Annotated in this window: 21 protein-coding genes; 3 read left to right on the plus strand and 18 right to left on the minus strand. The window is 67.0% G+C overall.

What is annotated here, in order from left to right; translation table 11 throughout:
* Position 1 precedes the first annotated feature (1 nt).
* From fabZ to EZ304_RS16165, 18 genes are all read right to left on the minus strand, one after another.
* On the minus strand, positions 2-460 hold the full coding sequence (fabZ, locus tag EZ304_RS16080) for a 3-hydroxyacyl-ACP dehydratase FabZ (RefSeq protein WP_012479607.1): 459 nt from the start codon (positions 458-460) through the stop codon (positions 2-4).
* Positions 457-1479 carry a UDP-3-O-(3-hydroxymyristoyl)glucosamine N-acyltransferase gene (gene lpxD, locus EZ304_RS16085; RefSeq protein WP_142807586.1) on the minus strand — a complete coding sequence of 341 codons (1023 nt, stop codon included), beginning with the start codon at positions 1477-1479 and terminating at the stop codon, positions 457-459. The genes fabZ and lpxD overlap by 4 nt, the downstream gene beginning before the upstream one ends.
* A 533-nt stretch (positions 1480-2012) precedes the next feature.
* Positions 2013-4376, minus strand: a complete 2364-nt coding sequence (gene bamA, locus EZ304_RS16090; protein WP_142807587.1) for an outer membrane protein assembly factor BamA — start codon at positions 4374-4376, stop codon at positions 2013-2015.
* Positions 4377-4450: 74 nt separating this feature from the next.
* On the minus strand, positions 4451-5809 hold the full coding sequence (gene rseP / locus EZ304_RS16095) for an RIP metalloprotease RseP (RefSeq protein ID WP_142807588.1): 1359 nt from the start codon (positions 5807-5809) through the stop codon (positions 4451-4453).
* Between the two features lie 55 nt (positions 5810-5864).
* On the minus strand, positions 5865-7055 hold the full coding sequence (locus EZ304_RS16100) for a 1-deoxy-D-xylulose-5-phosphate reductoisomerase (protein WP_142807590.1): 1191 nt from the start codon (positions 7053-7055) through the stop codon (positions 5865-5867).
* Between the two features lie 2 nt (positions 7056-7057).
* Positions 7058-7894, minus strand: coding sequence for a phosphatidate cytidylyltransferase (locus tag EZ304_RS16105; protein WP_099551344.1), 837 nt, complete (start codon positions 7892-7894; stop codon positions 7058-7060).
* Positions 7891-8658: a polyprenyl diphosphate synthase gene (gene uppS, locus EZ304_RS16110; RefSeq protein WP_099551343.1), complete on the minus strand. Its 768-nt coding sequence runs from the start codon at positions 8656-8658 to the stop codon at positions 7891-7893. The genes EZ304_RS16105 and uppS overlap by 4 nt, the downstream gene beginning before the upstream one ends.
* Positions 8659-8663: 5 nt before the next feature.
* On the minus strand, positions 8664-9218 hold the full coding sequence (gene frr / locus EZ304_RS16115; RefSeq protein ID WP_049427358.1) for a ribosome recycling factor: 555 nt from the start codon (positions 9216-9218) through the stop codon (positions 8664-8666).
* Positions 9219-9314: 96 nt separating this feature from the next.
* Positions 9315-10043 carry a UMP kinase gene (pyrH, locus tag EZ304_RS16120; protein ID WP_005408745.1) on the minus strand — a complete coding sequence of 243 codons (729 nt, stop codon included), beginning with the start codon at positions 10041-10043 and terminating at the stop codon, positions 9315-9317.
* 121 nt (positions 10044-10164) lie between these two features.
* The gene (locus EZ304_RS16125) at positions 10165-11703 is read right to left on the minus strand and encodes a GGDEF domain-containing protein (protein ID WP_142807591.1); all 1539 of its coding nucleotides are present in this window, start codon (positions 11701-11703) and stop codon (positions 10165-10167) included.
* Between the two features lie 271 nt (positions 11704-11974).
* Positions 11975-12850 (minus strand): translation elongation factor Ts, encoded by an 876-nt coding sequence (gene tsf / locus EZ304_RS16130; protein WP_099551341.1) that lies wholly within the window; start codon positions 12848-12850, stop codon positions 11975-11977.
* A gap of 126 nt (positions 12851-12976) precedes the next feature.
* Positions 12977-13783: a 30S ribosomal protein S2 gene (rpsB, locus tag EZ304_RS16135; protein WP_005408748.1), complete on the minus strand. Its 807-nt coding sequence runs from the start codon at positions 13781-13783 to the stop codon at positions 12977-12979.
* A gap of 220 nt (positions 13784-14003) precedes the next feature.
* Positions 14004-14702, minus strand: coding sequence for a fimbrial biogenesis chaperone (locus EZ304_RS16140; protein WP_142807592.1), 699 nt, complete (start codon positions 14700-14702; stop codon positions 14004-14006).
* The gene (locus EZ304_RS16145) at positions 14702-14920 is read right to left on the minus strand and encodes a hypothetical protein (RefSeq protein WP_185959189.1); all 219 of its coding nucleotides are present in this window, start codon (positions 14918-14920) and stop codon (positions 14702-14704) included. The genes EZ304_RS16140 and EZ304_RS16145 overlap by 1 nt, the downstream gene beginning before the upstream one ends.
* 227 nt (positions 14921-15147) lie before the next feature.
* The gene (locus EZ304_RS16150; RefSeq protein ID WP_142807593.1) at positions 15148-16185 is read right to left on the minus strand and encodes a Csu type fimbrial protein; all 1038 of its coding nucleotides are present in this window, start codon (positions 16183-16185) and stop codon (positions 15148-15150) included.
* Positions 16182-18560: a fimbria/pilus outer membrane usher protein gene (locus tag EZ304_RS16155; RefSeq protein ID WP_142807595.1), complete on the minus strand. Its 2379-nt coding sequence runs from the start codon at positions 18558-18560 to the stop codon at positions 16182-16184. The genes EZ304_RS16150 and EZ304_RS16155 overlap by 4 nt, the downstream gene beginning before the upstream one ends.
* A gap of 7 nt (positions 18561-18567) precedes the next feature.
* Positions 18568-19317 (minus strand): fimbrial biogenesis chaperone, encoded by a 750-nt coding sequence (locus tag EZ304_RS16160; RefSeq protein ID WP_099551069.1) that lies wholly within the window; start codon positions 19315-19317, stop codon positions 18568-18570.
* Positions 19317-19847, minus strand: coding sequence for a Csu type fimbrial protein (locus EZ304_RS16165; RefSeq protein ID WP_099551070.1), 531 nt, complete (start codon positions 19845-19847; stop codon positions 19317-19319). Before EZ304_RS16165 ends, EZ304_RS16160 begins: the two co-directional genes overlap by 1 nt.
* Positions 19848-20020: 173 nt before the next feature.
* Between EZ304_RS16165 and map the strand changes: the two genes are divergently transcribed.
* From map to dapD, 3 genes are read left to right on the plus strand one after another with little or no spacing between them, the layout of a single operon-like run.
* Complete coding sequence (gene map / locus EZ304_RS16170) at positions 20021-20863, plus strand: type I methionyl aminopeptidase (RefSeq protein WP_005408754.1); 843 nt, start codon at positions 20021-20023, stop codon at positions 20861-20863.
* A gap of 2 nt (positions 20864-20865) precedes the next feature.
* Positions 20866-23493 (plus strand): [protein-PII] uridylyltransferase, encoded by a 2628-nt coding sequence (locus EZ304_RS16175; RefSeq protein WP_099551071.1) that lies wholly within the window; start codon positions 20866-20868, stop codon positions 23491-23493.
* A complete protein-coding gene (gene dapD, locus EZ304_RS16180; RefSeq protein ID WP_099551072.1) occupies positions 23493-24554 on the plus strand; it encodes a 2,3,4,5-tetrahydropyridine-2,6-dicarboxylate N-succinyltransferase in 1062 nt (353 codons plus the stop codon). Before EZ304_RS16175 ends, dapD begins: the two co-directional genes overlap by 1 nt.

Genomic DNA, 24554 nt, shown 5'->3' on the forward strand with positions numbered 1-24554 from the left:
ATCAGCCCTTGGCGCCGGCGCACATGACTTCGGCCGAGGCAACGACTTCACCGTTGACCTTGGCTTCGCCGTAGTACCAGCCCATGTTGCGGATCAGGCGCTTCATCTGCACATCCAGCATCAGCACGTCGCCGGGAACGACCTGCTTGTTGAAGCGGGCGTTTTCCACCTTGACCATGTAGAACAGCTTGGACTGCGCATCGCGGCCAAGCGTGAGCTGGGTCATTACGCCACCGGCCTGCGCCAGCGCTTCGATGATCAGCACGCCGGGCATGATCGGGCGGCCCGGGAAGTGGCCCTGGAAGAACGGCTCGTTGATGCTGACGTTCTTCTGCGCAAGGATGCGCTTGGCTTCGATGTCGAGCTCAAGCACCCGGTCCACCAGCAGGAACGGGTAGCGGTGCGGGAGCAGTTCCTGGATCTGGCAGACGTCGATCGGAAGCTGCAGCGTGTCGTTCATTCTTTCTCCTTGCCAGCAGCCAGGACGCGGCGAGCCAATGCGTCCAGCTGCTTGAAGCGCGCGGCGTTCTTGCGCCACGTGCGGTTGTCGGTCAACGGGGTGCCGGACGAGTACTCGCCCGGCTCATGGATGGAATTGCGGACCACCGACTTGCCGGTGATCACGACCTTGTCGCAGATCTCGAGGTGGCCGACCACGCCGACGTGGCCGCCGAGCAGGCAGTAGCGGCCGATCCTGGCGCTGCCGGCGATGCCGGTGCAGCCGGCGATGGCCGAGTGCGCGCCGATCTGCACGTTGTGCGCGATCTGCACCAGGTTGTCCAGGCGCACGTCGTCGTCCAGCACGGTGTCTTCCAGCGCACCGCGGTCGACGCAGGTGTTGGCGCCGATCTCGCAGTCATCACCGATGCGCACGCCGCCGAGCTGCGGCACCTTGATCCACTTGCCGGCATCCATGGCCAGGCCGAAGCCATCGGCGCCGAGCACGGCACCGGGATGCACGCGAACGCGCTTGCCGAGCTTGACCCGGGTGACCAGGGTGACCCGCGCGATGAGCTCGCAGCCGTTGTCCAGGCTGCAGTCTTCACCGATCACGCTGCCGGTACCGATGATGCAGTTCTCGCCGACCACGCTGCGCGCGCCGATGGAGACGAAGGGACCGATATGGGCGCTGGCGGCGACCTGGGCGCTGGGATCGATGACGGCGCTGGGGTGGATGCCCGGCGGGCGCGCCGGCGCGATGTCGAACAGCGCGGCGATCTTGGCGAAGGTGGTGTACGGGTCCTTGGCCACGAGCGCGGCGCCGGGGGCGGCCTCGGCGTCGTCGGCACGCAGGACCACCAGCGAGGCCTGGCTGTCGGCCAGCTGGGCGCGGTAGCGGGGGTTGGCGAGGAAGGTCAGCTGGCCAGGACCGGCATGGGCGAGGGTGGCCACGCCATGGATGGCGGTGGCGGGGTCGCCATGGACCTGCAGGCCGAACTGCTCGGCGAGTTGCTGGGCGGTGTAGGTGGGAGTATTCACGGCGGGAGTTTAACGTGTGAGGCCATTGCGGTCATGCGGGGTCAAAAGCGGCGCCTGCCTGATGTCCCGGGGTGATGGCGCAGGGGGCTGCCCAGGACACGCCGTAGACCCCGCTCCGCGGTCCGGCCCAGCCGCTGGCGGCTGGGCGTTCGGGCGCTTGCGAAGCAGTGCTTCGCAAGCAAAGCGCCCTCACCCCTGGGGGCTCGATGGCGCCTTGCTCGTGTGCGCTGTCCTGCGCACACGGCAAGACCGGGGTTGGGCGTCCTGCCCAACCCGCCCGAAGCATGCCTCGGGCCCATGGCGCCAACGGTCCTGGTCAGCCCCCTGCGCCATCACCAGGTGATTTCACGCGAGCGCGGGAAGTAACGGTGGCGAGCAAGTAAAACGAAAACGCCGGGCAGAGCCCGGCGCTTCGCGCCCCGTCTGGTGGAGAGCCCCCCTTTTGTTAAGGGGGGCGCGCCAGCGGCGCGGGGGATAGGTGAAATGCGCGGGCAATTCACCGGAGGTGGATCAGTTCTGAGGAACGTCGTTCCTCAGAACTGGCCGCCGAAGGTGAATTGCAGGCGTTCGATCTTGTCGCCGTCTTCCTTCTTCAGCGGGAACGCGTAGCTGATCGAGATCGGGCCGACCGGAGCACGCCACAACAGGGCGACACCGGAGGACACGCGCAGCTCGTTGGCCTTGAAGTTCTTGGTGCCGTTGTAGACGTTACCGAAGTCGACGAAGGCCGACACGCGGGCCGACGGGCTGTCGAACAGGCGCGGGAAATAGGCTTCGACCGAACCGACGGTCTTCAGCGAACCACCCAGCGGCTGGCCTTCCGGGTAACCGTCGGTGACTTCGCGCGGGCCGAGGGTGTTGTCCTCGAAGCCGCGGACCGAGTTGGTACCACCGGCATAGAAGTTCTCGAAGAACGGCAGGCCGCTGGCGGTGACGGTACGGGTGGTGCCATCGGCATTGGTGATCGTACGGGTGTAGTCCTTGCCGTAGGCGTCACCGTAGCCCACTTCGGCGCGGGTGTTGATCACCAGCGACGGCATGATCGGCCAGTACTTGCTGATCTGGTAGTTCAGCTTGTAGTACTCGATGGTCGAACCTGGCAGGGTCGTTTCCAGGCCGACGCGCTGGTAGGTACCGCGGGTCGGCATGAAGTAATCGTTGCGCGAGTCGCGCGCCCAGCCGAGCTCGGTACGCCAGGCATGGAAGGTGCGCGAACCGACCGCATCGATGTAATCGATGATCGAGGCCGGGGTCGAGCCACGGTAGGTCGTGATCTGGTTGCTGTCGATGCCGAACATCAGCGAGACGGTGTCGGTCTCGGTCAGCGGCACGCCGAACACCACCTGCGCCGAACCATTGGTGCTGTTGTACTGGGCGGTGTTGAAGTCGGAGTAGTCCAGTTCACGCCAGGACAGGTTGTAGCCCAGCGACACGCCGTCATCGGTGAAGTACGGGTTGGTGTAGCTGAAGCCGTAGCGCTGCAGGTAGCTGCTGCGCGAGGCTTCGACCGACACGCGGTTGCCGCCGCCGAGGAAGTTGTTCTGCGACAGCTGCACCGAGGTGGTCATGCCGTAGGACTGCGAATAGCCCAGGCCGAACACGAAGCTGCCGGAGGTGGTTTCCTTGACGTTGTAGACGACGTCGACCTGGTCGTTGCTGCCGCTGACGGCCGGGGTTTCCACGTCCACCGATTCGAAGTACCCCAGGCGCTGCAGGCGGATCTTGGATCGGTCGATCGCGGCCTGCGAGTACCAGCTGTTCTCGAACTGGCGCATTTCGCGACGCATCACTTCGTCGGAGGTGCGGGTGTTGCCACGGAACAGGATGCGGCGCACCGACACGCGCGGGCCCGGAACGACCTGCATGTTGATGGCCACGGTCTGGTCGGGGCGGTTGGTGGTCGGAATCGGGTTCACCTTGGCGAACGCGTAGCCGATGTTGGACAGCGAGTTGGTGATGGTGTCCGAGCTGAATTCCAGCAGGGCACGCGAGAACGTGTCGCCGGACTTCTGGATCACCATGCGCTCGACGTCCTCCTGCGGGAGGATGGTGTCGCCGCTGACCTTGATCTCGGAGATCTTGTACTGCGCACCCTCGGTCACGCCCGCGGTGAGGAACATGTCGCGCTTGTCGGGGCTGATCGAGACCTGGGTGGAATCGATGCTGAAGTCGACGTAGCCGCGGTCCAGGTACCAGGAGTTGAGCTTTTCCAGGTCGCCGGACAGCTTTTCCTTGGAGTACTGGTCGTCACGGCGGTACCACGACGCCCAGTTGTGCTCCTTGGACTCCCAGGTCTCCAGGATGTCCTTGCTCTCGAACTTCTCGGTGCCGACGAGGTTGACGTGGCGGATCTTGGCCGCCTTGCCTTCCTTGATCGCGATCGCGATGTCCACGCGGTTGCGGTCCAGCGGGCTCACGGTCGGGGTGATCTCGACGGTGTACTTGCCACGGTCGTTGTACTGGCGGCGCAGTTCCTGGGTCACGCGGTCCAGGCTCAGGCGGTCGAAGGTGCCACCCTCGGTCAGGCCGATGTCGGACAGGCCCTTGAGCAGCTGCTCGGACTTGATGTCCTTGTTGCCGGTCACGGTCAGCTTGTTGATCGCCGGGCGTTCCTTGACGGTCACCACCAGGATGCTGCCCTGGCGGTCCAGCTGCACGTCTTCGAAGAAGCCGGTCTTGTACAGGGCGCGGATGGTCTCGCCGACCTTGTTGTCGGTGATCGTCTCGCCACGTTCCACCGGCAGGTAGGTGAACACCGTGCCCGAGCTGATGCGCTGCAGGCCATCGACGCGGATGTCGCTGACAGTGAAGGGCTCGGCTGCCTGGGCCAGGGCGGGAGCGCCGGTGACGGCGGCGAGGGCGAGGGCCAGCAGGCGGCGATTGGGGAGTCGCGTCATGTCACGTCCGGTAGGAAGGTCGATTTCATTGGTGCGGGATGCCGACGCTGTAGACGGCAACAACGTGGAAAAGTTCATCGCGGGACCAGGCCGAGGATGTCGTTGTAGAACGCCAACCCCATCAGCCCGGCCAGCAACGCCAGGCCGATGTATTGGCCGGCGGCGATGGCACGCTCGCTCAGCGGGCTGCCCTTGACCAACTCGATAAGGTAATACAGCAGGTGCCCGCCGTCCAAGATCGGGATCGGCAACAGGTTGATGATGCACAGGCTGAGTGACAGCAGGGCAAGGAACTGCAGGAACCAGTCGAGGCCGCGTTTGGCCGAGACATTGGCCACGCGGGCGATGGTGACGGGCCCGGAAACGTTCTGCAGCGAGGCTTTGCCGGTGACGATGCGGCCCATCATGCCCAGCGAATCGGCGGCAAGCCGGCCGGTTTCACGCACGGCGACGGTCACTGCATCCAGCGGCCCATAGCGCAGCAGGGTGTCATAGGAGGGGCTGTAGGTGGTGGGGAAGCCGACGCCGATCTGCCAGACCGGGTTGCCCTTGCCATCCTTGCCCTGGCGGGGCGTGACTTCCAGTGCAAGGCGTTCACCGCCTCGCAGGACCTCGATCATGCCAGGGCCTCCGGCACGACCGAGGGCCTGGATCTCGCCGATCACCTGGTCGACGCTGTCGATGCGCTGGCCGTCGATCGCCACGATCAGGTCGCCCGGCTGCAGCAGCCCGGTGACCACCGAATCGGCGGTGAGCGAGTCGACCAGCGCCGGCTGCAGCCACGACTGCCAATACAGGCCGGCCAGGATCGGCACCCGTCGTTCATCGAAACCGGCGGGCAGCTGCGACAGCGGCAGGGTGCGCACGCGTACCTGGTCCGCGGGGTCGAGTACTTCAAGCGTGACGTCGCGGCGATCCATCGCGGCGGCGGTCAGCGCCATGCTGGCCTCGCCCAGCGTGGCGACCTGGCGGTCATCCACCCGCAGAACGCGGTCACCACTGACCAGGCCGGCACTGGCGGCGATGCCGTCAACCCGGCCGATCGTCGGCGAGTAGTCCTGCTTGCCGATCACGAACATCGCCCACAGCAGCAGGATGCACAGCAGCAGATTGGCGATCGGCCCTGCAGCAACGATGGCGATGCGCTGCCACACGGTCTTGTGGTTGAAGGCCTGGCCGCGCTCGTGGGGATGGACCTCGACCTCGCGCTCGTCGAGGAACTTCACGTAGCCACCCAGCGGGATGGCGGCAATGGCGAACTCGGTACCGTGCTTGTCGCGGCGCGACCACAGCGGGCGGCCGAAGCCGACCGAGAAGCGCAGGATCTTGACCCCACAGAGGCGGCCGACCCAGTAATGCCCGAACTCGTGGAACGTGACCAGCAGCCCGAGGCTGACAATCATCCACCAGACCGATCCGATGAAGTCAGTCATGCAGGCTCACAGTGGCGGGCAGGGGCGGCGGCGTCATGCTGGGCGAGGCGGTCGTTCAGGCGGCGTCGATGGCGTTCAGGGTGAGCTGGCGTGCCCGCTGGTCGGCGGACAACAGGACCTCCAGTGTATCGGCTGCTTGCGTCGGCAGTGTTGAAAGAGCGTTAGCAACCAACTCCGGGATGGTCAGGAAACCGATCCGGCCCTGAAGAAATGCTGAAACCGCCTCTTCATTGGCGGCGTTCAGCACCGCCGGGGCGGTGCCACCGGCCTGCATCGCCTGCCACGCAAGCGCCAGGCAGGGGAAGGCGTCGGTGTCAGGCGCCTCGAAATCCAGCCGGCCCTGCGCCAGCAGGTCCAGCCCGGCCACGCCTGATTCGATGCGCTGCGGCCAGCCCAGGCCGACCGCCAGGGTGGTGCGCATGTCCGGCAGGCCCATCTGGGCCAGGGTGGAGCCGTCGACGAACTCGACCAGCGAATGCACCAGGCTCTGCGGGTGCACCAGTACCTCGATGCGCTCGCCGGGCACCGCGAACAGGTGATGGGCCTCGATCACTTCAAGGCCCTTGTTCATCAACGTCGCCGAATCGACCGAGATCTTCGGGCCCATCGACCACTTCGGGTGGGCCACGGCCTGGGCCGGGGTGACCTCGGCCAGCTCGGCGCGGCTGCGGCCGCGGAACGGGCCACCCGACGCGGTCAGCAGGATCCGGCGCACGCCGGCGCCGTCGATGCTGGCGTCGCGCGAACGCAGGCACTGGAAGATCGCGCTGTGCTCGCTGTCGATCGGAATGATCTCGGCGCCGGCGCGCTCGGCGGTGCGGGTCAGCAGTTCACCGGCCAGGACCAGCGATTCCTTGTTGGCCAGCAGGATGCGCTTGCCGGCCGCAGCGGCGGCGAGGGTCGAGGACAGCCCTGCAGCACCGACAATGGCTGCGACGACGGTGTCGCAGGCATCGCTTGCTGCCAGCTGGTCCAGTGCGGCATGACCGGCGTGGGCCTCGGTGGACAGCCCGGCATCGCGCAGGCCGTCGCGCAGTTCGGTGAACAGCGCTTCGTCGGCGATGACCGCGTGCGCGGGCTTGTGCTGTCGGCACAGCGCAAGCAGCGCCTGCACCTGGCGGCCGGCGGCCAGCACCGTGGCCTGGTAGCGCTGCGGGTGGCGGGCGATCACGTCCAGCGTGGAGGCACCAATCGAGCCGGTGGCGCCGTATACGGCGACCCGGCGCAGGTCTGCGACAGCTTTCATGGTCAGAACCCGAAGATTTCCTTGCCCAGCGCGAACACCGGCACGGCGGCGAGGACGCCGTCGACGCGGTCGAGCACGCCACCATGGCCCGGAATCAGGTTGCCCGAGTCCTTGGCACCGGCGTGGCGCTTGATCAGGCTTTCGAACAGATCACCCAGCACAGACGCGAATACGGCCACCACCGAGGTGATCAGCAGGCCCGGCAGGTGCGCGATGTCGATGCCGGCCAGCCAGCCCAGGCCGAGGGCCACGCCGACACCAGCCAGCAGGCCGCCGAACAGGCCTTCCCAGGTCTTGTTGGGGCTGATCCGCGGCGCCAGCTTGTGCTTGCCGAAGTGACGGCCGGCGAAATAGGCGCCCGAATCGGCTGCCCAGACGAGTGCCAGTGCCGCCAGCAGCCACAGGTGGCCCTGCTTGCCCGGCGGGTCACCGCCGGCGTGGATCAGCACCAGCGCAGCCCAGGCAGGAACGATGGCCAGGGTGCCGGCCAGCATCTTCACGATCCGGGAGGGGGCCGTCGGCTGGGCGCCGAAGTTGAAGAAGCGCAGCCAGACCAGCGCCGCCAGCCACCAGGCGACACCCGCCAATGTGGTGATCTGGAACAGCACCAGCGTGCTGCCATCGGCCCACACCAGCAGCACCATCAACAGCAGGTTCAGCACCAGCAGCACGGTGCGCGCGAGGGTGTCTTCGATGCCGGCCAGCTTGAGCCATTCCCACAGGCCGATCAGCAGCACGGCGGCGGCGGCGGCGGCCAGCCATTGCGTCGGCAGCAGCAGGATCGCGGCAATGGCGACCGGCGCCATGATCAGCGCGGCGAGGACTCGGGTCTTGGTCATGGGCTGGAGGTCTCGGTGGCCAGTGCGGCGATCTGGGCGCTGGTCAGGCCGAAACGACGCTCGCGGCTGCCATAGGCATCCAGCGCCTGCTGCAGCAGGTCGGCATCGAAGTCCGGCCACAGCGCCTCGGTGAACCACAGCTCGGTGTAGGCCAGCTGCCACAGCAGGAAGTTGCTGATGCGGGTGTCGCCACCGGTGCGGATGAACAGATCCGGCGGCGGCAGGTCGGCCAGGGCCACCTGGCTGCCCAGCAGCGATTCGTCGATCTGTTCGGGCAGCAGGCGGCCTGCGGCGACTTCAGCGGCCAGCGCGCGCGCGGCACGGGCGATGTCCTGGCGCCCGCCGTAACTGGCGGCGATCGACAGGGTCAGAGTGGTGTTGTCGGCGGTGCGCTGCTCGGCCAGCTGCATGCGGCTGACCAGTCCGGCACCGAAGCGCTCGCGTTCGCCGATGAAGCGTACGCGCACGCCACGCCGGTGCAGTTCGTCCACTTCGCGATCGAGCGCGCCAAGGAACAGCTTCATCAGGGCGTCGACTTCTTCCTGCGGCCGGCCCCAGTTCTCGCTGGAAAACGCGAACAGGGTCAGCGCCGGAATGCCCAGTTCAAGGCAGCGCTCGATGGTGCGGTTGACCGCGCGCGCGCCAGCACGGTGGCCGATCACGCGCGGGCGGCGGCGCTGCTGTGCCCAGCGCCCGTTGCCATCCATGATGATGGCAACGTGGCGGGGCAGGGCGGCCGGCAACGGAGGCGGGACTGAAGGCATCGACTTCAGACCGACAGCAGTTCTTTTTCCTTGTCGGCGACGACCTTGTCGACGTCCTTGATGTTGGCGTCGGTCAGCTTCTGGATGTCGTCTTCGCCGCGCTTCTTTTCGTCTTCGCTGATCGCCTTGTCCTTGACCAGCTTGGCGATTTCCTTGTTCGCGTCCTGACGGATGTTGCGGATCGCGATCTTGGCGCCTTCGCCTTCCTTCTGCACCTGCTTGGCCAGTTCCTTGCGGCGCTCTTCGGTCGGCGGCGGCATGTTGATGCGGATCGCGGTGCCCAGCGTGTTCGGGGTGAACTCGGCATTGTAGAGACCCTTTTCGATCTCCTTGATCATGCCCTTGTCGAACGGGGTGACCAGCAGCGAGTGCGCGTCGGCATTGGAGATCGAGGCAACCTGGTTCAGCGGGGTGCTGGCATTGCCGTAGGCATTGACCGTCACGCGGTCCAGCAGGGCCGGCGTGGCACGCCCGGTCCGGATGGAGGTGAGGGTGTGCTTCAGAGCGTCGATGCTCTTGGCCATGCGCGTCTGCGCGTTGTTCTTGATGTCGTTGAGCATCGCCCGGTCCTGGATGTATCTGGAATCGGGCGATTATAGGCGAATACGGGACGCTGCCGGGCCTGAATCGGCCCGGTTGTCGCCGCGCGCTCAGGCTCAGGCCGGATCGCGGCCCTGGACGAGGGTGCCGATGTTCTCGCCGTTGAGGATCTTCAGCAGCTCGCCCGGCTGGCCCATGTCGAACACGCGCATCGGCAGGTCGCTGTCGCGGGCCAGTGCGAAGGCGGCGGTATCCATCACTTCCAGGCCGCGGCGGATCACTTCGTCGTAGCTCAGGCTGTCGAAGCGGACCGCATCGCTGTGCTTGTTCGGGTCCTTGTCGTACACGCCGTCGACCTTGGTGGCCTTGAGCAGCAGGTCGGCGCCGATCTCGATCGCGCGCAGGGCGGCACCGGAGTCGGTGGTGAAGAACGGGCTGCCGACGCCGGCGGCGAAGATCACCAGTCGGCCCTTTTCAAGGTGGCGGATGGCGCGGCGGCGGATGTAGTCCTCGCACACGTCGTTGATCTTGATCGCGCTCATCACGCGGGCCTTGGCGCCCAGCTTCTCCAGGGCGTCCTGCATGGCCAGGGCGTTGATGACGGTGGCCAGCATGCCCATCTGGTCGCCGGTGACCCGGTCCATGCCGCCCGCGGCCAGGCCAGCCCCGCGGAAGATGTTGCCGCCGCCGATCACCAGCGCCACTTCGGCACCGGCCTGCTGGGCTTCGATGACCTCACGGGCCAGGCGGTTGATGATCTTCGGGTCGATGCCGTAGTCCTCATCTCCCATCAGCGCCTCCCCGGACAGTTTCAGAAGGATGCGGCGATAGGCGAGCTTGGACATGGGGACCTCGGGTGCGTGGAAATCGCGGGCGATTCTACGCGCATGCGGCGTCAGGCCATAGTGTTTTGTGCACTGCGGCGTAAAATCCCGGCGTTCGCCCCGGTCATCCGGGGCTTCCCGTTCAGCCCAGCTCGGCGCCGGCGGTCGCTGACAGCTCGTCGTGGCCGAGGGCGCCGGGGGAGCGCGCGATCACCCGGTTGCGGCCGAGGTTCTTGGAGCGGTACAGCACGTCGTCGGCGGCGCGCAGCAGGTCCTGCACGTCGGCGAAGCGTTCGTAGCCGCCCTGGGTGGCGACGCCGGCGGAGAAGGTGACGAACAGCGGGCCGCCTTCCAGCTCGGCCATCGGCGTGGCGACGATGTTGGCCAGCACCCGGCGGATCACGTCCAGTGCCACCGTTTCGCTGGTGTTGGGCAGCAGCGCGACGAACTCCTCGCTGCCGAAGCGGGCCACGGTGTCGCTGTTGCGCAGCTGGCCCTGGAGCTTGCCGGCGAAGGCGCGCAGCACCTCGTCGCCGGTCAGGTGGCCGTGGGCGTCATTGATTTTCTTGAAGTCGTCCAGGTCGATGAAGGCCACCGACAGTGGCCAGCCCTGGCGCCCGGCGCGCAGGAACTCCTGCTCCAGCACCGCTTCCAGCTGGCGCCGGTTGAGCACGCCGGTGAGGGCATCACGATGGGCCTGGTCTGCCAGGCGCTTGGCCCGGGCTTCGAATTCGTCGGCGCGGCGACGGGCCTGGTCGGCATCCTGCAGCTCGCGCAGGTTGCGCAGGGTTGCCAGCTCCTGCGCGTGGTCGATCAGTTCGCGCACCCGCGAGGGGGAATTCAGGCCGGCCTCGAACAGGCTGGCGATGTCCGGCAGCGCCTCGCTGATGCGGGTCAGGACCTGGTCGAAACGGGCGCTGTCCAGTTCAAGGCGGTCATGCACCTGCTGCAGGGCGCGTTCGCGGGCGGCATCGGCGTCATCATCCAGCCAGATGTCGGCCACCGCGCCGGACAGCTGCACGCAGGCCTGGAACGGCGATTCTGCGGCGTCCAGGTCTTCGCTGTGGCTGATGCTTTCCACCAGGTAGCGCGGCAGGCCCCACTGCTCGGCCACCCAGGCGCCCACCTCGGCGTGACTGCAGCCCAGTTCGTCACGCTCGCGCGCGACCAGATCGATGTTGTCGCGCGCTTCGCGCAGCAACGGCAGGTAGCGCTCCGATTCGGCCTGGGCCAGGCACAGTACGCCCAGGTCCTGCAGCAGGCCGGCCAGCATCAGTTCTTCCAGCCGGCGCAGGCCGCGGGCCTGGCCCAGCTGGCTGGCGGCCAGTGCGCTGAGGATGCTGCGCTTCCAGGCACGTTGGCGCAGGTCGTGGTCGGCGCCGGTACCGCCGGTCAGTCCCTGGGTGACGGTGAAGCCGAGGGCCAGGCTGATCGTGGCATTCAGCCCGAGCATGGTCAGTGCCTGGCCGAGGTTCTCGATCCGGCGGCGGCTGGCGTACAGCGGCGAATTGGCGATGCGCAGCATGCGAGCACTCAGCGCCATGTCGATGGCGATGATGTCGGCGGCGGTGGCGATATCCGCTTCCGGGTCCTGTGCCAGTTCGATGATGCGCAGGGCAATACCGGGTGGCGAGGGCAGGTTGCGGCAGAGCGCCAGGGCAGCTGTCAGCTCGGGAGGCATGTCGGGTCGTTCAATTCCATTGGGACAAGAATACCTAGGAATGCATCACAGTCCGCGATTTTCGTTCCTGCTAAATGACTGTTGATTCCCTGTGCCGAGTATCGGCTTGATTCGCGCGCAACGCAAAGGTGCCGGTGTGCCCGGCGCCGGCGTGCGCACCGAGGGTGCGCACCCACGGTTGGAACATGGGCCTCCCATTGTCCCGGGCATAAAAAAAGAGCCGCGGTTTCCCGCGGCTCCTTCTGGTCGTTTCACGGCCCGAGGGCTGGAATCAGACCTGCATCGCCTTGGCAACTTCGGCGGCGTAGTCTTCCACCACCTTCTCGATGCCTTCGCCGACGATCAGCAGCTGGAAGCCAGCCACGTCGGCACCGGCGGCCTTGACCACCTGCTCGACAGTGGTGTCGCCCAGCACGTAGGTCTGGCCGTACAGGGTCACGTCGCTGACGATCTTGTTGATCTTGCCGCTGATGATCTTTTCCAGGATCTCGGCCGGCTTGGCCTTGTCCTTTTCGGACATCTTGGCCAGCTCGATTTCCTTTTCCTTCTCGACGAACTCGGCCGGGACGTCCGCAGCCTTGTTGTGCGGCGGCTTCAGGGCAGCCACGTGCATGGCCAGGCCACGGGCCAGCTCGACGTCGCCGCCGACCAGGTCGACCAGCACGCCAACCTTGCCGTTGGTGTGGACGTAGGCGCCGATGGTGTTGTTGCCATCAACCTTCACCATGCGACGGATCTGGATGTTCTCACCCAGGGTCTGCACGGCGGTGGCGCGGGCTTCTTCAACGGTGCGGCCATCGGCCAGCTTGGCAGCCTTCACGGCTTCGACGTCGCTGGCGCCCGATGCCAGGGCGGCAGCGGCGACGGCGTTGACGAAGGACTTGAAGTTGTCATCGTTGGCGACGAAGTCGGTTTCCGAGTTGACTTCGACCAGCACGGCCTTGCCGCCGTCCTGGGCCAGGCCCAGACGGCCTTCGGCGGCCACGCGGTCAGCCTTCTTGTCGGCCTTGGCGGCGCCGGACTTGCGCATGGCTTCAGCAGCAGCGTCGATGTCGCCGTTGGCTTCAGTGAGCGCCTTCTTGCATTCCATCATGCCGGCGCCGGTGCGCTCGCGCAGTTCCTTGACCAGGGAAGCAGTGATTTCCACGGGATTACCTCACGAAAGAAAGGGGTAGGGCCGGCATGGTGGCCGGCCCGTGTGACACGGTCCTGTCACGCGCCAAGGGCTGCGCGCAGGGAGGGTGGACGCCGGGCGTCCACCCCGGGGCCTGGATCAGGCCTGGGCGTCGTCGCCCTTCTTGGCAGCCTTCTTGGCCGGAGCGCGGCGGGCCGGCTTCTCTTCGCCTTCGGCAGCGGCTTCAGCGAACTCTTCCTCGCGCACCGAAGCGGCGTGCGGGGCAGCGGCCTTGCCTTCCAGCACGGCATCGGCAGCGGCGCGGGCGTACAGCTGCACAGCGCGGATGGCGTCGTCGTTGCCCGGGATGGCGTAGTCCACCAGTTCCGGGTTGTAGTTGGTGTCGACCACGGCGATGACCGGGATGCCCAGCTTCTTGGCTTCCTTGATCGCGATGTCTTCGTGGCCGATGTCGATCACGAAGATGGCGTCCGGCAGACGGTTCATGTCCTTGATGCCGCCCAGCGAGGCTTCCAGCTTGTCGCGCTCGCGACGCAGGCCCAGCACTTCGTGCTTGACCAGCTTCTCGAAGGTGCCGTCGGTTTCACCGGCTTCCAGTTCCTTGAGGCGGGCAACCGACTGCTTGACGGTACGGAAGTTGGTCAGGGTGCCGCCCAGCCAACGCTGGTTCATGAACGGCATGCCGCAACGCTCGGCTTCTTCCTTGATGGTTTCGCGGGCGCTGCGCTTGGTGCCCAGGAACAGGACGGTGCCGCGCTTCTGGGCCACCGACGAGATGAAGTTCATCGCGTCGTTGAACAGCGGGACGGTCTTTTCCAGGTTGATGATGTGGATCTTGCCGCGGGCGCCGAAGATGTACGGAGCCATCTTCGGGTTCCAGTAGCGGGTCTGGTGGCCGAAGTGGACGCCGGCTTCCAGCATCTGACGCATGGTGACCTGGGGCATTGCAATACTCCTGATATGGAACCAGCGATTCCGCCCGCGGGGATAGGTATGCGGGACGCGTGGAAGCGCGATCGGTTCCGGGGTTGGGCTTCCCTGTTGCCTCCGTGGCCGAACTCCTTGCGGAGCACCCCGGCACGGATGGGGGCAGCAGGTGTGGATTCACCGGTGACGTCCGGTGTGGACGGGCTCCCGCGCACGCAGGCGGCAGGAATCCGGTCGATTATAGCCCGCTCGGTGCGCTGGCTGCAATTGCCGGGTCTGGAGCGACCAGATCGACCACGCGGCCATCCTGCAGCAGGGCCTGGAAATGACCGCCGGCGTAGCCATCAGGGTGGGCGGGCAGGGCCCAGCGGCGCTCACGGCCGGCCAGCAGATAGCCGGCAAGCCCCGGCAGCAGCAGGGTGCGTCGGCCGTCGCTGGCGATGTAGGCGAGATCGTTCAGGCGTGCGTGCAGGGTACCGGCGTTGTTCATTCGCAGGACGGTATGCGACTGGCCAGGTTCAATCCATGCATGCAGCCGCGGCTGGGTCATTGGTGTGGCGTGCCCGCGGAACAACGGCAGCGAATAACGCTGCAGGCCTGGCGTGGTGGGGGCCAGGACGATCCGATAGGCCTGTTCACCGGCAGCGGGTGCCGGCTGGCGTGGCAGCAGCCAGATGCGCTGGCGGATGCCGGGCGGGATGTCGAGCTGGGTCGGGCTGGCGACAACCTGGTCGGTGGGACGCAGCACTTCGGCGTCGGTCTGCTGTTCCCACGCCATGATCTGCACCCGGCCCTGCCAGCGGCCGGGACCGGGGTTGTAGAGCCACAGTTCGCCCTGACCACCTTCGGCGGGCAGTTGCAGTGTGGTCGGCAACAGGTCCAGTGCCGCGGCAGGCAACGCCAGCAGCATCGCCAGCAGAGTCAGAAGTGCCCGCATCAGTAGATGACGGTCACGGCGGACGTCGAGTCTTCGTCGTCGGCGGGAGGTGCGAGCTCGCGGACCTGGGGAGGCAGTTGCGGTGCGTCGCTGCGCTGGTGGGGGGCGGGGCAGTGGGCGCTGCCGGGATCATCGCGGCAGGCTTCGACCACGGTCAGGCGAATCTGCAGCGGCGCGGGACTGGGTTCAGCCCACGCCGGCGTGCTGGCGACCAGCATCGCCCCGATCAGAATTGCGCGAACCACCTGCCAACCACCGTGCTGAAAGATATCGCTGCGCGGTATCGGCTGGATCGGCCGAATCTGTAGAGCTGTCAGTCGGCTGCTCCTGGCGCAGGCGTGATGCGCGCATCCACGCATGGCGTGGATCTACGGAAACCCGCCCCGGTGGGCGTCGAACGTCCGAAACCTGCCTGGTGGGTGCCGACCGTTGGTCGGCACGCAGGTCAATAGGTGATCGTCACCTGCACCACATCGTTGTAGGTGCCGGCCGGTGGTTGGCCGGTGACCGGCGGCACCCGGCCATAGATTGTCAGCTGCTGCGCGCTGCCAGTGCCGGTACCGCTGGCGGTATCGACGGTCAGCGCGTTGCCCCAGCGCTGGGTGCGTGTGGAATCGCGGTACAGCTCGTAGGTGAGGTAGTAGGTGCTGGCGCCGATGGTGGTGGCCATGCGTCGCGTGCTGGTGGCGGTGGGATTGTTCTGGCCGTTGTTGAGGCTGATCTGGTAGGCCGTGTTCTTAAGGCAGGTCAGGGTCAAGGTGGCGGTCTGGTCGATGTTGGCGGGAATGCTGCCGGTGACGTTGCCGAAGTTCATGTTGGTGGTGACATAGCTTCCGCACTGCGGCAACACGTTGGCGGTGGCGGTAAAGCTGAAGGCGGCACTGGCGCTGTTGGTACCGGTGGCGCCGCCGTTGCAGGTGGCGGGCACGGTGGCCGTGCCGAGCAGCACTTCGTTCCAGGCCCAGGTCAGCACCACGTTCGCACCGCTGAACGTACTGCTGTAGGCGCCCGACGCCAGGATCTGGTTGGCCGGGATCTGCGCGAACAGCTGGGTCGACTGCGCACCGCTGCCACCGGTCAGCAACGGCACGCTGTAGGTCATGGCCAGTTCCTGTGCCGGCGGAGTGCCACGCGGGGTCAGCCCGGTTACCTGGCTGAAGTTGGAGGTGTTGTAGAGCTGGAAATTCATGCTGTCGCTGGCGCTGGTCTTCATCGTGCGCCAGCTGAAGCTGCTGCCGCCGCCGCTGCCGGCGCCGATGCCCACGCAGACCCGCACGCCGGTGGTGGCCAGCAGGCTCAACGCAGCGGTGGTGCAGGACACCGTGATGTTGAGCGTGCCGGTGGTTGCGCCTGGCGCATTGCTGTTCACGTTGCCGAACGGCAGCGTCGGATCGGCGATGGCGGTGCAGACCGCGGTGGCACGTGCCGGTGCCGCCGCCAGCAGGCCGGCTATCAGCAGCAATCCGAGCAGCAGCACCTTCATGGCGCCACCTCCGGAATGCACTGCAGCGGCGCCGGTTTGGGGCGTGCACCGGTGGCCACCACCTTGGGCAGGTCCGGCACCTTCACCCGGCACTGGCCGCGGCTGGTGGTGATGTACAGCACGCTGCCGGCGGCCACGTCTTCCAGGTACAGCAGGCCGTCATAGCCCACCAGCGCCTGGCGCCCGTCCGGCAGCTGCACCTCGCTGCCGACCTCCAGCGGTTGCCCGTCCATGCCGTGCAGGGTCAGGCTCAGCGAGGGCCGCGAGCGCAGTGCGAAGGTCACGTGGGTACCGGCGCGCTGGCGTGGTGTCACCCAGTCTTCGATGCGGTCGGCGCGCATGTCCTCGGGCAGGTCCAGGGTATCGATGGAGACGCGGTTGCGCTGCCAGGACAGCAACGGGCTGACCAGCAGCAGGCCGCGATCATCGGTCACGCCGATCAGCCGGTTTTCCAGCCGCACCGGCACGCCACCGATGCCATTGGTGCTGATCACCGCGAATGCATCGGAGACCTCGCGGGTGGCGAAGGCATGCCCGCCCATCCACACCAGGCTGCCACTGGCGCTGGCGTAGGCGTAGTTCAGGCCGCCCTGGCGCGAGGCGCCGAATGAGTAGCGACCGATAGCATTGAGGATGCCGACTTCGGCGAGGCCACCATTGCCATCCTCGCCATGGCGCACCTGCGCACGCCAACCGACGCCGCCGGCGCTGCCGTCGCCGGGCACCGGCTGGGTGACATCGGCCACCCAGCTCTGGCTGTCGCCATTGCGCTGGCTGGACAGGCTGGCCTGGCGGTTGTTGCCCAGGCTGGCGGTGACCGACAGGTAGATGCTGCGGTCATCGCTCTTGTCCAGGTTCTGGTTCACCGACAGGTAAGCCGACCAGCGCTGGCTCCAGGTGCGCGACCAGAAGAGGCTGGCGTAGCGGTTGTCCTCGCCGTCGGGATAGCGCAGGCGCAGGTAGCTGGCGCTGAGTGTGCCCAGCCGCAGCAGATCGGCGCCGACCGTGGCCTGTTCGCTGATGCTCGGCGGCAGGTTGCCCTGCAGTGCGCCCAGGTCGCGGTAATCACCATGGCTGCGCACGGTGCGCAGATTGAAGTTGAGCCGGCGGTTGTTCCAGCTGTAGCCCAGTGCCCATTGCCCGCCCTGCAGGCCGTGATAGTCACTGTGCGCATAGGCGGCGTTGAACACGCCCGCGCCGCCGAGCAGCCACCAGCCGCCGATGCCGGCCTGGGCCAGGCCGCCGCCGCCTTCGGCATGTGCTTCGCCGGTGAAGGCGTCGCTGACGCCGCCGCGCCAGCTGGCACTGGCCACGGTGCGATCGTCGTAGGCGAAGGAGCGCTGGCCGAAATCCTCACGCAGGCGGCCAACACCGACCGACCAGTCCGACAGGCCCTTGGCAAGCAGTTGCTGGGTGCCGTAGAAGCTGAAATCCAGCGTCTGCATGCGGCCGAACGCATCGGTCACCACCACCTGCGCACTGCCGGTGCCGCTGATGCCGGGTTGCGCGGCCAGCTGGAATGGACCGACCGGCACCTGCCCGCTGTACTGGCGCAGCCCATCGACGTACAGCTCGACCGTGGACGGCACCACCGCCTGGCCGAGGAAGCTGGGGGTGGGCGTGAGCACACGGTAGGGCTGCAGGCCGTAGTTGCGGCCGATCTGCAGGCCGCCCATGCGCACGGGCCGGGTCCAGTCGACGAAACCACTGTAGAAGTCGCCGACGTCCAGGGTCATCGCCCTGTCGGGGAAGTCCAGGCTCCACCGGGTGTCCAGGCGCACGCTCTCGCCACGCCAGCGGCGGTCACCGGATTGCTGGTAGCGGCGGCTGATCGCGGTGTTTTCGAAGGTGCCGTTGCCGATCCCGAAAAGGCGCAGCTCCGAGCTGAGGCTGAGGTTGCCGAGTGTGTCGACCCGGCTGCCATACACGTCGTAGTTCAGCAGCAGGCCGGGCGAGGCGCTTCCGGCCAGCGCGCGGGTCTGTGGCTGGCTGAGCACGGTGGTCGGCAGGGTCAACTGGTCCAGTGGCACGTCCAGGGCCAGGGTCTGCATATGCGCGTCGTAGCGCACCACGGCCCCGCTGATCTGGTCCAGATAGACCGGCGCATCGCCGCGGGCGCTGAAGCCGAGCTGGCGCAGCACTTCCGGACTGGCCTGCAGCCGGCCATGGTTTTCGGTGAACGGCAGCAGGCCGCGCGGCGTGCTGTTGAGCGAGACGTCCAGGTACAGCGTCTGGCTGGCGGTCAGGGGCGTGGGGGCAGGCGGGATCGCATCGGCCGACACCCCGGAGACATCCGCAGCCCCGGCAGCAGCCATGCCGGGCACATCGGCGGCCTCGGTCGCCGCAGGAGCCAGGGCAGCCAACAGCGCGCCCATCAACGCCTCAGCGAGCCGGTGGTGGCGACAGTGGCGTCTGTTCCGACTCGCCATTGAGCTTGGCCGTGATCTGGTCGTTGTCGCGGTCGATGGCCGTGCGCTCGATCGGCCAGCGCATCACCTGCCCGGGCAGTACATACCCCAGCAGGCCGGGGTGCACGATGCGCGGACGCTGGACGCTGCCCAGTGCGAGGTCGGCGATCTGTGCATAGCTGTTGCCGGTGTTGGCCACCTCCACGCCGTTGCGTCCGTCCTCCAGCCGGACCAGGCTGGCCTGCAGGCGCGGCGCCAGCTTGCCGCCCGAGGGTTGCACGAACACCGGAATCGAATAGCGCAGCACGAACTGCATGCCGTTGGCACGGGTCGCCAGATCAGGCACCTCGTCGACGATCAGCCGGTAGTACTGCTGTGCCGCAGGCGGTTCGTGGTTCGGGCGCATCACCCGTACCAGCTGCTGCTGGCCAGCGCCCAGTTCCTGCATCGGCGGGGTGGCCAGCAGTTCATCAGTGGGCAGCAGTTGTTCCTGGCCATCCTGCTGCACCCAGCGGAAGACCCGCACCTGCAGCCTGACCGGCGAGGTACCACTGTTGGTCAGCCACAGTTCGCCGGCGCGCTGGCGGGCCTCAAGCTGGAGGCTGGTGGGGGCGACCTGGAGGCTGGTGGCACTGGCAGCGGCGGTGGCCAGCAGGAAAAGGGCGAGCAGCGCCACGCCGGTGGCGCGCCACGGGCGGGGTCCGGCCATGCGGGCGTGCTCCATCAATAGGTGATCGTGGCGGTGACCGTATCCAGGTAGTTACCGGTGGCCGGGTTGTTGGTACTCAGGTTCAGGATCTGGCCGTAGACGATGTAGGGTACGGCCAGGCCGGTGCCGATGCCGGCCTGGGTGTTGGTGCCTGAGGTGGCACCCCAGACCAGGGTATGCGCGGCGTCCTGGTAGAGCTGGTAGCCGACGAAATTGTTGGCGGTCACCGCGGCATTGGTGTTCTTCATCCGGCGGGTGGTGACGTCGTTGGCGGTGCTGGCATTGGCGCCCGCGTTCAGCGAAATCGTGTACGGGGTCAGGGCCGAGCACTGGGCGGTCACTGTACCCTGGCCCAGGGTGGGGGTCGCCGTGGTCGAGGCCGCCGTGCCGAAGTCAACGTTGGTGGCGGCCGCTGCCGTGATCGTGCAGGCCTTGGTGACCACCAGGGTGACGTTGAAGGTCGTGGTATCGGCCGCCAGTGCGGGGCCGGCCAGCAACAGTCCGGTCAGGGCCCAGGCGAGCGGTGAGCGGAGCGTGGATCGCATGGACAACCTCCCTGACCCGAAGGTCTGTTGAACAAGGCGAAGGCGGCGCATTCGGGGCCGCTTTGACGACAGTCATGGCCAGCTTGTGGGGGTAAGTGTCTGTAATCCGTGATAAATAGGCATGCGAAAGGGTGGAGGTCGTCACGCTTTCACTTTCCTTGCCGGAACCGTGCATGCCCCGGATCGCCAGTTGGGTGGCGTTCGTTCAGATTGCAGCCGGATCGGCGATAATGGGCGCCATGAGCGTGAATCTGAAAACCCCGCAGGAAATCGAGATGATGCGCATCGCCGGCCGCCTGGCCAGCGAAGTGCTCGACATCGTCACCCCCCACGTCAAGCCCGGTGTCACCACCGAGGAGCTGGACCGCATCTGCCACGACCACATCGTGAACGTGCAGGGCGCGATTCCGGCCAACGTCGGCTACCGCGGCTTCCCGAAGACCGTGTGCACCTCGGTCAACAACGTCATCTGCCACGGCATTCCCAGCGAAGGGAAGGTGCTCAAGGATGGCGACATCATCAATATCGACGTTACCGTCATCAAGGACGGCTGGCACGGCGACACCAGCCGCATGTACTTCGTCGGCACCCCGTCGGTAATGGCCCGCCGTCTGGTGGAAACCACCTACGAAGCCATGTGGCGCGGCATCCGTGCGGTGCGTCCGGGCGCAACCCTGGGTGACATCGGCCATGCCATCCAGAGCTATGCCGAAGGCGAGCGTTTCAGCGTGGTGCGCGAGTACTGCGGCCACGGCATCGGCAAGGTCTACCACGACGAGCCGCAGGTGGTGCATTACGGCCGCCCGGGCCAGGGCCTGGTGCTGCAGCCCGGCATGACCTTCACCATCGAGCCGATGATCAACGAGGGCACCCGCTATAACAAGGTGCTGCCGGATGGCTGGACCGTGGTGACCAAGGACCGCAAGCTGTCGGCGCAGTGGGAGCACATGATCGCGGTCACCGAGACCGGCGTCGACGTGCTGACCCTGTCGCCGGGCGAGTCGCAGGTCTCCTGAGGATGCTGCCGGCGAGTTCGCTGCTGGACACGCCGGCCGCGTCGCTCAACGACCCGGATTGGGCTGCTGCCGCGCGCCAGGCGCTGCAGCAGGCCGACGCGCGCCTGTACCGCCGCTTCGACCAGGGCGACAACATCGAGCGCCTGCTGGCGCTGCGCGCGCGTGCCGCCGACCATCTGATCCGCCTGGCCTGGCAGCGCTGCCTGCCGGTCGACAGCGGCCTGTCGCTGTTCGCAGTGGGTGGTTATGGGCGCGGTGAACTGTTCCCGCGCTCGGACATCGACCTGCTGGTGTTCGGCGATCCGCCGGCACAATTGGCGCACGAATCCGCACTGGCGCGCCTGTTCGCGCTGCTGTGGGATTGCGGGCTGGCAGTCAGCCATGCGGTGCGTAGTGCCGCGCAGTGCCGCGAGGCTGCTGCCGACCAGACCGTGTTGACCGCGCTGATCGAGGCGCGTCCGATCCTGGCTGAGGACGCTGCCCGACGCGCGCTGCGCGAGGCCATCGACGACCGGGAGCTGTGGCCTGCACGTGCCTTCTTCCTGGCCAAGCTGGAAGAGCTGCGCAACCGCCACCAGCGTTTCGGTGACACCGCCGACAACCTGGAGCCGGATCTCAAGGATGGCCCCGGCGGCCTGCGCGATCTCAACACGCTGGGCTGGATGGCGCTGCGCGCCTTCGGCGTGCGCGACCTGGAAGCGCTGGTCGGCCTGGGCCACCTGGGTGCCGACGAAGCGGCCGCGCTGAAGCGCGAGCGTGCGGTGCTGGCGCGTCTGCGCTTTGGCCTGCACCTGGTGGCGCGGCGCCCGGAAGAACGGTTGCGCTTCGATTACCAGAAGACCCTGGCCGCGCGCCTGGGCTTCGAAGACGATGCCGAGAATCTCGGTGTCGAAAAGATGATGCAGGGCTTCTACCGCGCCGCTCTGGTGGTGCGCCGGATCAGTGACCGCCTGCTGCAGCGCTTCGAGGAACAGTTCGATGGCGAGGCGCAGCCGGAACCGCTGACCGTGGGTTTTTCCCTGCGACGCGGCTACCTGGCGGCCAATGATGCCGACTGGCCGCGTGGCGATATCGGCCAGGTGTTCGCGCTGTTCTCCAGCTGGGCCAACAACCCGCAGGTGCGCGGCCTGCATTCGCTGACCGCGCGCGCGCTGGCCGAATCGCTGCCGCTGCTGCCGGCCTACGACCAGGCCGACGCCGACGCGCGCGAGCAGTTCCTGGCCCTGCTGCGTGGCCAGCGCCCGGTCGATACGCTTTCGCGCATGGCCAGGCTGGGCGTGCTCGGCCAGTGGATTCCGGCATTCGCCCAGGTCAGCGGGCGCATGCAGTTCGATCTGTTCCATGTCTATACGGTGGACCAGCACACGCTGATGGTCCTGCGCAACATCGGCCAGTTCGCCAGCAGCCGTGCCGACGAGCGCTTCTCGATCGCACATGAGGTGTGGCCGCGCCTGCGCAAGCCGGAGCTGCTGCTGCTGGCCGGCCTGTTCCATGACATTGCCAAGGGTCGCGGTGGCGACCACTCCGAACTGGGCGCGGTCGATGCACGCGCGTTCTGCCAGGCGCATGCCCTGAGCATCTCCGACACCGAACTGGTGGCCTGGCTGGTCGAACAGCACCTGCGCATGTCGGTGACCGCGCAGAAGCAGGACATCGCCGATCCGGTGGTGATCCATCGCTTTGCGACCCTGGTCGGCAGTCGCGACCGCCTCGACTATCTGTACCTGCTGACCTGCGCCGATATCGCCGGCACCAGCCCGAAGCTGTGGAACGCGTGGAAGGACCGCCTGCTGGCCGACCTGTATTTCGCGACCCGGCGCGCGCTGCGTGAAGGCCTCGAGCACCCGGTGCCTGCCGCCGAGCGCGTGGCCGAGGCGCGTGACAGCGTGCGTGCGCTGGTGCGCGAGCAGGGGTATGACGATGCCACCATCGACCGCCAGTTCGCCGTGATGCCCGACGAAGGCTTCATCCGCCTGCGCCCGGAGCAGCTGGCCTGGCAGGCTGCCGCACTGGTACCGGTGAAACAGGGCCAGGCGCTGGTGAAGGTGCGCCGCATCAGCGTCGACGACCCGGCACTGGAAGTGTTCGTGCATTCGCCGGACCGCGACGGCCTGTTCGCTGCCATCGTGATGACCCTGGACCGCAAGGGCTACGGCATCCATCGCGCGCGGGTGCTGGATGGTCCGGCCGACACCATTTTCGATACCTTCGAAGTGAACCCGGCCGACAGCTTCGCCGATGGCAGCAGCGCCAACCTGGAGGCCGCGCTGCGCGAGGCACTCAGTGGTGACCTGTCGCGCCTGCGCCCGTCGCGCCGGGTGGTGCCACGCCAGCTGCGCCATTTCCGTTTCGCCCCGCGCATCGAGTTCCGCGATGAACCGGGCGCAACCCGTTTTGCCCTGGTCGCGCCCGACCGCCCCGGCCTGCTGGCCGACGTGGCGTTCGTGCTGCGCAACCAGGGCCTGCGCGTGCATGATGCGCGCATTGCCACGTTCGGCGAACGCGCCGAAGACACCTTCGTGATCAGTGACGAACACGACCTCCCCCTGACTGAACCTGCCCGGCAGCAGCTGCATGACGCGATGCTGGCCTGCCTGGACCCTGATCGAAACGCCGGAGACCCCGCCTGATGGCCACCAAGCCCGTTAAGAAGACTGCTGCCACCGCCAAGAGCGCAGCGGCCAGGAAAATTGCCGCCGTGCCGGCCGCGAAGAAGGCTGCCACGCCGAAGAAAGCCGCAGCGGTGAAGGCGCCGGCGAAGAAGGTGGCGGCACCCAAGAAGGCCCCGGCCAAGAGTGCAGAAGCCGCACGCGCCGAAACCATCGCCCGCAAGTCGCTGCGCAAGCCGGCCGCGCCGGGCGTGGAAGAACTGAAGTTCGGTATCGAAAGTGCCTTCGAACGCCGCGCCACGCTGACCCTGCACGAACTGGAAGGCTCGACCAAGCCGCTGGTCAACCGTGTGATCGATGGCCTGGAAAGCGGCGAATTCCGCGTTGCCGAACCGGACGGCCACGGTGGCTGGAAGGTCAACGAGTGGCTGAAGAAGGCGGTGCTGTTGTACTTCCGTGTCAACGACATGGCTGTGGTCGATGCGCGCCCGGCGCCGTTCTGGGACAAGGTCGAATCGCGTTTTGCCGGTTATGACGAAGCCAGGTTCCGCCGTGGTGGCGTGCGCGTGGTGCCGGGTGCGATCGCCCGCCGTGGTACGTACTTCGGCAAGGACGTGGTGCTGATGCCGAGCTTCACCAACATCGGCGCCTACGTCGGCGAAGGCACCATGGTCGATACCTGGGCTACCGTGGGTTCCTGCGCGCAGATCGGCCAGCACTGCCACCTGTCCGGCGGCGCCGGCATCGGCGGCGTGCTGGAACCGCTGCAGGCCAGCCCGACCATCATTGAAGACCACTGCTTCATCGGCGCGCGTTCGGAAGTGGTGGAAGGCGTGGTGGTTGGCCACCACAGCGTGATCGGCATGGGCGTGTTCCTCAGCCAGAGCACCCGCATCTACAACCGCGCCACCGGCGAGATCAGCTACGGCTACATCCCGCCTTACAGCGTGGTGGTGTCCGGCTCGCTGCCGAGCAAGGACGGCACCCACTCGCTGTACTGCGCAGTGATCGTCAAGCAGGTCGATGCCAAGACCCGCAGCAAGACCAGCGTCAACGACCTGCTGCGCGGCCTGGCCGACTGA

This window comes from Stenotrophomonas maltophilia, from assembly GCF_006974125.1.
Classification (GTDB): domain Bacteria; phylum Pseudomonadota; class Gammaproteobacteria; order Xanthomonadales; family Xanthomonadaceae; genus Stenotrophomonas; species Stenotrophomonas maltophilia_O.